Here is a 1,009-nt window from a genome sequence, read left to right as displayed (position 1 = left end):
GGGCGCCACCGTCACGGTTGTACCCGCCCTCGCGGCGCGGAGCAGCACCGTCACGGTTGTACCCGCCCTCGCGGCGCGGAGCAGCACCATCACGGTTGTACCCGCCCTCGCGGCGCGGAGCAGCACCATCACGGTTGTACCCGCCCTCGCGGCGCGGAGCAGCACCATCACGGTTATACCCGCCCTCGCGGCGCGGAGCAGCACCATCACGGTTATACCCGCCCTCGCGGCGCGGAGCAGCACCATCACGGCTATACCCGCCCTCGCGGCGCGGAGCAGCACCATCACGGTTATACCCGCCCTCGCGGCGCGGAGCAGCACCATCACGGCTATACCCGCCCTCGCGGCGCGGAGCAGCACCATCACGGCTATACCCGCCCTCGCGGCGCGGAGCAGCACCATCACGGCTATACCCGCCCTCTCGGCGCGGGGCAGCACCATCACGACGGGGAGCACCTCCGTCGCGGTTGTAGCCACCCTCGCGGCGCGGAGCACCACCATCGCGGTTGTAGCCACCTTCACGGCGCGGAGCACCACCATCGCGGTTGTACCCGCCCTCACGGCGCGGAGCACCACCATCGCGGTTATACCCGCCCTCACGGCGCGGCGCGGCACCGTCATGCCGAGGAGCACCTCCGTCACGGTTGTAGCCACCCTCACGACGAGGCGCAGCACCATCCCGACGGGGAGCACCTCCGTCACGGTTGTACCCGCCCTCACGTCGCGGAGCGCCGCTGCGGTTCTGGGAAGAACCTCCGGAAGACCGATCTCCTCGCGCGCCGCTGTCGTTACGACGCGGACGGCGTTCTTCTTCTTCCGGCATGGTTCTTCCTTATCCCTGTAAACGCAAAATGGCCACCCAGCGTTGGGTGGCCATTTTACTTAAAAGAAGTCCGGCGGTGTCCTACTCTCCCACAGGGTCCCCCCTGCAGTACCATCGGCGCTGTGAGGCTTAGCTTCCGGGTTCGGAATGTAACCGGGCGTTTCCCTCACGCTATGGCCGCCGAAA

Annotated in this window: 1 protein-coding gene and 1 rRNA gene; both read right to left on the bottom strand. The window is 68.0% G+C overall.

The genetic code is table 11. The features are described from left to right. A partial coding sequence (locus ACI3KT_RS18495) for a hypothetical protein (protein WP_404905873.1) occupies positions 1-702 on the bottom strand: 702 nt, incomplete at its 3' end. 189 nt (positions 703-891) lie between these two features. Beyond that, a 5S ribosomal RNA gene (gene rrf, locus ACI3KT_RS18490) occupies positions 892-1,008 on the bottom strand. Between the last annotated feature and the right edge of the window lies 1 nt (position 1,009).

The organism is Microbacterium sp. ZW T6_19, from assembly GCF_044987465.1.
Taxonomy (GTDB): Bacteria; Actinomycetota; Actinomycetes; order Actinomycetales; family Microbacteriaceae; genus Microbacterium; species Microbacterium natoriense_A.
This window is presented reverse-complemented; position numbering and strand designations above follow the sequence as displayed.